Genomic DNA, 6095 nt, shown 5'->3' with positions numbered 1-6095 from the left:
CCCCCGCGGGCGCGGGGGGGCATGCGAGGCTTTTATAAACACCCCCCCCCCCCCCCCCCCCCCCCCCGAAAATTCGGCGCAAAAGAATAAAGGTGCAGGATATGAATTTTAATCCCTGTGCTTGATTATCCGCTTTGCTTTTGTTAAAATCAAAGAAATTTTGCACAGGGAGCGTCCGTATGATTGTTATGAAATTCGGCGGTTCATCCGTAGCGGATGCCGAGCGCATCCGTCATGTCGCCTCGATTATAAAAGCCTATAAAGATAAACGGCCGATTGTCGTATTATCCGCGATGGGCGATACGACCGATCACTTGTTGGCTGCCGCCGACGAAGCCGTTGCGGGCAGGGTTGACATAAGCTGTGTGGAAACCTTACACAGACAGACGGCTGCGGCTTTGGGCTTGGGCGAAAAAGCCCTAAAAGATACGGAATCGCTTTTATGCGAATTGCATGCACTTTTAACCGGTATTTCGATGATTCGTGAATTGACCAAACGCACGCGCGATTATCTCGTATCTTTCGGCGAACGCTTAAGCGTTCGCATAGCCGCAGCCTTTTTGGAACAAGAAGGAGTGCCTGCCCGTTTTTATGATGCATGGGATGCCGGCTTTATTTCCGATTCGGCTTTTATGAACGCGGAACTGTGCGATGAAGTATGGAATACGATTCCGGAAGCTTTAGCCGCGTATAAAAACGGAACGCAAAAAGAGATTCCCTTTGTTACCGGCTTTATCGCCAAAGATAAAAAAGGCAACATTACCACTTTGGGGCGCGGCGGAAGCGATTTAACCGCTACAATGCTGGGAGCGGCTTTAGGAGCCGAAGAGATTCAAACGTGGAAGGATGTCGACGGCATTTTAACCGCCGATCCGCGTATCGTAGCGCAGGCAAAAACCGTTCCCCTCGTTACCTACGAAGAGGCTGCCGAACTTGCATATTTCGGCGCTCAGATTTTACATCCGCGCTCAATGGCGCCCTGCCGTAAAGCGGGTATTCCCGTACGGGTAAAAAATTCGTACAATATTGACTTTAAAGGTTCTCTTGTCGTTGAAAAACACGAGGGTGAACTTTCTCCCGTACGCGCGATTACTGCCGTTAAAAACAGTACGCTTATCGATATCGTATCGACCCGTATGCTCGGCGCATCGGGCTTTTTGGCGCATATTTTTAATTTGTTTCTTAAGCGGGATATCAGTATCGATGTGATTGCAACCAGCGAAGTATCGGTTTCGCTTACGGTAAATACGGGCGCCGATTTATCCGGCTTGGTGGAAGATTTACGCGGTATTGCCGAAACACAGGTAAAAACAAACCGTTCGATTGTTACCCTTATTTGCGACGCCGCCCATTCAAGTTCCATCCTTGCATCGGCCTTTGCCGCTTTGGCAAAAGAAAACATAAATCCGGAAATGATAAGCCAGGGCGCTTCGAAGGTAAATGTCAGCTTGGTGTGCGCCAACAATCTTGCCGATAAAACCGTGCGAACGCTTCACGCCGCTTTTTTTGAATAAAAATATGCAAAAAATGTGCAAGGGGAGAAAATGATATGAAAATCGCCTTATCCGGTTACGGAAAAATGGGACGTATGATAGAAAGCGCGGCACAAAGCGCAGGGCATACAATCGTACTTAAAGCCGATATAGGCGCCGAAGGTGCTGTAAGGGTCGGATCCGCGGCGGAATTGGCCGAAGCCGTAAAAAAAAGCGGAGCCGACGGCGTTATCGATTTTACGCATCCTGCATCCGTTGTTGAAAACATATTGGCTTTAACGCATTTGGGTTTGCCGATTGTCGTCGGCACTACCGGCTGGTACGATAAACTGGAAGAGGTGCGGCGTGCAGCTCAAACCGGCGGCGCTTGTGTTTTTTATTCTGCAAATTATTCAATCGGGGTAAACCTGTTTTACCGCATAGCCGAATACGCAGCCCGTTTAACGGCGGCATACAGCGAATACGATACGGCCGTTTCGGAAACGCATCACCGCCGCAAAGCCGACAGTCCGTCGGGAACCGCTTTGGATTTGGCAAAGGCGGTTATGAGGGGCAATCCGCACAAAAAAGAAACGGTGTTTAATGCACAGGATATAAAAGACGACCGGCTGTACGTCGCATCTTTGCGTGTAGGTTCGGTTCCCGGTACGCACCGCGTGTACTTCGATTCTCCGGCAGACACGATTGAATTGACTCATTGTGCGCGAAGCCGCGAAGGATTCGCTTGCGGGGCGGTACGCGCCTTTGAATGGCTTGCAGGCGGCCTTGCAAACGGCAGTTTAAAAAAAGGCGCCCTTTATACGATGGACGATATGTTGGTTGACTGATTTCAGTATGGATAAATCGATATTCACCGAATCCGATATAAACTGTCTTGTCGTTTTAGGGCCGACCGCTGTGGGGAAAACCGCCCTTGCCGTGCGTTTGGCCGAACATTTTAACGCCGAAATATTATCGGCGGATTCGCGCCAAGTGTACCGCGGTTTGGATATCGGTTCGGGTAAGGATTTGGACGAATACACCGTTCCTTATCACCTTATCGATATCACCGATTTATCGGTAGAATATTCGGTTTTCGATTACCAGCGTGATTTTTATACCGCCTTTAATACGGTTCGGCAAAAAGAAAAAGTACCCCTTATTGCAGGGGGTACGGGATTGTATTTGGATGCGGTTATCCGAGTCTACGATATGAAGCGCGTTCCGGAAAACCCCGTTTTGCGCGAAAAACTTTCGTCTTTACATATGGATGAACTGTGCGCGCTTTTGTACACCTTAAAACAAGAGGCAGGGACGGAAGTCCACAATACAACCGATACGGAAACCCGTGCACGTTTGATTCGCGCTATCGAAATTGAAACCTATAATGCCGAGCACAAAGAAAAAAAAGCCAACGCCGAAGACGAGAATAAAAAGGCGGCCGCTTTGCATCCGCTTGTAAAACCCCTTATTATCGGAACGACTTTTCCGCGCGATATGCTCCGCGCCGCTATCCGCAAACGTTTAAAAGCGCGGCTTGCAGGCGGAATGATAGAAGAAGTTGAAAACCTTCACCGTACTGCGCCGGGATTAACTGAAGGCGCTTCGTGGGAACGTTTGGAGCGTTTAGGTTTGGAATACCGCTTTATTGCCGAATATATACAAGGCCGTATTACATCCCGCGAAGAACTGGAAACCAAGCTGGGCATCGCCATCGGGCAGTTTGCAAAACGGCAGGAAACATGGTTCCGCGGTATGCAAAAAAAAGGCGTACATATTCATTGGCTTGAACATAACGGAACACATGAAGACTGTTCGGTTGAATGCCGTTTTGAACAAAGCCTGCGTTTACTGCGCTCGGAACAAGGGTAAAACAAGCATAAAGCAAGTATGAAAGACGTTATCGGTTTATACAATAAAAAACGCTCAGTGTTTGCGCACTCCCGTTTTCCGTGTAAAATTATAAAAAGCGCTTCCTTTGAACATAAAAAGACGGCGGCCGTCATTCCCGCGTGCGCCGAGTATCCGAATATTCTTTCAACCTTTGAATCTTTACAAGCCCTCGAATATGCACCTTCGGTTATTTGCGTTGTAAATCACCGCGCAAACGCCAGCGGCGAGGTAAAAGAAAACAACCGTACCCTTGTAAAAGAAGCTCCCAAATACGGCGTTTGCGTACTTGATTGCAGCGAACCGGAATTCGAGTTTGAACAAAACGAAGGGGTGGGGACTGCCCGCCGTATCGGCATGGATTACGCCCTTTTGTCCGGCGCACACGTTATCGCCTGTATGGATGCCGACACTTCAGTCAGTGTTTCTTACGGGCCGGCCGTGCAGGATTTTTTTGAACGCTGCGAGTTCCGCTTAAACGGGGGAAAATTTCCCTTTGCGGGAGCTGTAACCGGCTTTACCCATCAGGCGGCCGAAAACCGGCACTTACAGACAGCGATCGACGCTTATGAGTTTTTTATAAAAGAACACAGCCGCCGCCTTTTTAAAACGGGAACTCCCTTTTACCCCTATGCTTTGGGGCCGTCGATTGTGTGTTCGGCTTGGGGTTACGCCGCTTCGGGCGGTATGAACAAGCGCATATCGGGCGAAGATTTTTACTTTTTGCAGTCGCTTATAAAGGTCGCCGTTCAGCAAGCGGCGGTACAGCCGGAAGAATCGGCATATGCCGGTTACGCCGGCCTTTGCACATTTTGCACGGACGGCACTTTGCCGGAAAAAAAATTGCGGCGCTTTGTTTTTCCCGAACTTGATTGTACGGTGTTTCCGCAAGCACGGCTTTCAAAACGTACCCTGTTCGGTACGGGGCAAAGACTCGCCGCCCTCACCGAAAATGCCGAAAACAGCAAAAATACCGAAAATACCGAAAACTCCGCAGCTTCCATTGCGCGCGATTCTTTAGTGTATCCCGACGAAGTATATAAAAAAATAGAAGATTTTATCGCTTTGTTTTACAAAACGGCACATAAGCCGGAACTCTTTTTTAACGAGTGTGCACAATGTTTAGACGACGTATACGATTTTTTGGCAAAAGAACGATTTTTCGATGTGTGGGAAAAAATGCTTATTCAAAACCGCAAAAACATAAGAAAATTGGAAGCCGCCTTCCATACATGGTTTGACGGCTTAAAGATTTTGCGGCTTATACATTATCTTATGCGCTGATTATGCGCTGACGGCCGCAGCTTGCGGTACTTCTATTTTTGTTAAGTATCCCGTTCTGATGCAGCTTTCAAACAGTATTTTACTTATAAAGTCGGTTACAACTTCTTCAAATCCGTCCTTATCGCGGACTATGCGGACGACAAATCCGTCGTCGAGTTCTTTTTCAATCGTTAAATAATCATTCGAATAATGGCTTTTTAATGCATAACAGTTTTTCATAATTCCTCCCAAAATCAAAAGACTTTAAAGTCCGGTGCCCGGTTATTATTATTGTCGGTTTTTATAAAAGATATATTAGTACTTTTTGCCCGTGCCGCCCTTTTGAAAATCGAACGTTTTGTGGTATAGTCAAACTATGATTTTTGCCGACGCTCATATGCACATTACCGATCTTGATTCGTGGACACCCTTTATTGCAAGCGAAAAAGCTTCTCCGGTATGTTCGTGCGCGCACTGTGAAAAAGATTGGAAAAAGCTCACGGATATTGCCCTGCGGTATCCCGGTTTTGTAGTGAAGGCGGCCGGCATCCACCCTCAAGATCCGGACAAAAAGCACTGCCTTTTTTTATCGGATGCTTTGGAAAAAAATCAAGCCGATGCGATAGGAGAGGCCGGCTTTGATCTTTTTAATCCGGCTTATGCCTCCCGTTTGGACGAACAGGAACAGGTGTGGGCTTTTCAATTGGAAGCCGCCGTGCGCTATAACAAGCCGCTTATCATTCATTGCCGAAAAGCCTTGCACTTGATTTTTCGCGATGCGAAAAAACTTGCAAAGGTGCCCTCTGCGGTATTTCATTCTTTTCCCGGCTCACCGCTCGAAGCGCTTTCGCTTGTTAAACGCGGAATCAATGCCCGTTTTTCTTTCGGCAAACCTTTATTGAACGGCAATAAGCGCGCCCTTTTGTGTGCTTCTTCTTTACCGATGGAACTTTTACTCGCGGAAACCGATGCACCCTGGCAAACCCTCAAGGGAGAAACGGCAACCGCACCGAGCGACATTCAAAAAGTGTACCTTAAAATCTGCGAATTGCGGAATGTATCGATAGAGTATGTTTGCAGCAGCTTATATGAAAATTTTAAAGATTCTTTTGCAATTCTTTAAATTCGGCATTTGTTTTTTCATATACCGTAAACAAAGTACTTAGGCAGAGGTTTAAATCATCGGCTGATTTTGCACGTAAAATGTCTTCGACTTTTTGCGCTGCCCGAAACAATTCCAATGCGCCTAAAGAACCGGCGGCCCCTTTTATTCGATGTATATACGACGCAGCGTCGGCAAATGCATTCTTTGCCCTAAAATCATCGAGAACCGTTTTTTGTAATTGTATTTCGGAAAACCAGCAATCAAGTAAATCTTTGTACAAATCCTTGTCATTACCTAAGTCCGCAATTGCTTTTTTATAATCGACGAAAGATTGTTCCATAATCTGCATGCCTTCTTCCAATGAA

General features: G+C 47.1%; 7 protein-coding genes. 5 read left to right on the top strand and 2 right to left on the bottom strand.

Annotated features, from left to right (window positions below):
• Positions 1 to 179: 179 nt before the first annotated feature.
• The 4 genes from H0R92_RS08885 to H0R92_RS08870 are packed head-to-tail and all read left to right on the top strand — an operon-like array spanning position 180 to position 4646.
• On the top strand, positions 180 to 1514 hold the full coding sequence (locus H0R92_RS08885; protein WP_432963403.1) for an aspartate kinase: 1335 nt from the start codon (positions 180 to 182) through the stop codon (positions 1512 to 1514).
• Between the two features lie 35 nt (positions 1515 to 1549).
• Entirely contained in the window at positions 1550 to 2320 is a 771-nt protein-coding gene (gene dapB, locus H0R92_RS08880; RefSeq protein ID WP_432963400.1) for a 4-hydroxy-tetrahydrodipicolinate reductase, read from the top strand.
• Between the two features lie 7 nt (positions 2321 to 2327).
• Positions 2328 to 3344 (top strand): tRNA (adenosine(37)-N6)-dimethylallyltransferase MiaA, encoded by a 1017-nt coding sequence (gene miaA / locus H0R92_RS08875; RefSeq protein WP_432963397.1) that lies wholly within the window; start codon positions 2328 to 2330, stop codon positions 3342 to 3344.
• 18 nt (positions 3345 to 3362) lie between these two features.
• Positions 3363 to 4646, top strand: a complete 1284-nt coding sequence (locus H0R92_RS08870; RefSeq protein ID WP_432963394.1) for a glycosyltransferase — start codon at positions 3363 to 3365, stop codon at positions 4644 to 4646.
• Here the strand turns inward: H0R92_RS08870 and H0R92_RS08865 are convergent, their stop codons facing one another.
• Entirely contained in the window at positions 4647 to 4865 is a 219-nt protein-coding gene (locus H0R92_RS08865; protein ID WP_432963391.1) for a hypothetical protein, read from the bottom strand.
• 136 nt (positions 4866 to 5001) lie between these two features.
• On the opposite strand from H0R92_RS08865, the gene H0R92_RS08860 reads away from it, so the two are divergent.
• A complete protein-coding gene (locus tag H0R92_RS08860; RefSeq protein ID WP_432963388.1) occupies positions 5002 to 5748 on the top strand; it encodes a TatD family hydrolase in 747 nt (248 codons plus the stop codon).
• On the opposite strand, the gene H0R92_RS08855 is transcribed toward H0R92_RS08860, so the two are convergent.
• Entirely contained in the window at positions 5723 to 6070 is a 348-nt protein-coding gene (locus H0R92_RS08855) for an Hpt domain-containing protein (RefSeq protein ID WP_432963385.1), read from the bottom strand. The genes H0R92_RS08860 and H0R92_RS08855 overlap by 26 nt on opposite strands.
• Between the last annotated feature and the right edge of the window lie 25 nt (positions 6071 to 6095).

The sequence above is a fragment of the Treponema sp. OMZ 840 genome (assembly GCF_050937815.1).
Taxonomy (GTDB): Bacteria; Spirochaetota; Spirochaetia; order Treponematales; family Treponemataceae; genus Treponema_C.
The sequence above is the reverse complement of the archived record's forward strand: the minus strand, read 5'-3'. Positions and strand labels throughout refer to the sequence as shown.

Coding starts and splice junctions, on each gene's coding strand:
- dapB (WP_432963400.1), top strand. CDS start 1,550: ATGAAAATCGCCTTATCCGGTTACGGAAAAATGGGACGTATGATAGAA.
- H0R92_RS08855 (WP_432963385.1), bottom strand. CDS start 6,070: ATGGAACAATCTTTCGTCGATTATAAAAAAGCAATTGCGGACTTAGGT.
- H0R92_RS08870 (WP_432963394.1), top strand. CDS start 3,363: ATGAAAGACGTTATCGGTTTATACAATAAAAAACGCTCAGTGTTTGCG.
- H0R92_RS08860 (WP_432963388.1), top strand. CDS start 5,002: ATGATTTTTGCCGACGCTCATATGCACATTACCGATCTTGATTCGTGG.
- miaA (WP_432963397.1), top strand. CDS start 2,328: ATGGATAAATCGATATTCACCGAATCCGATATAAACTGTCTTGTCGTT.
- H0R92_RS08865 (WP_432963391.1), bottom strand. CDS start 4,865: ATGAAAAACTGTTATGCATTAAAAAGCCATTATTCGAATGATTATTTA.
- H0R92_RS08885 (WP_432963403.1), top strand. CDS start 180: ATGATTGTTATGAAATTCGGCGGTTCATCCGTAGCGGATGCCGAGCGC.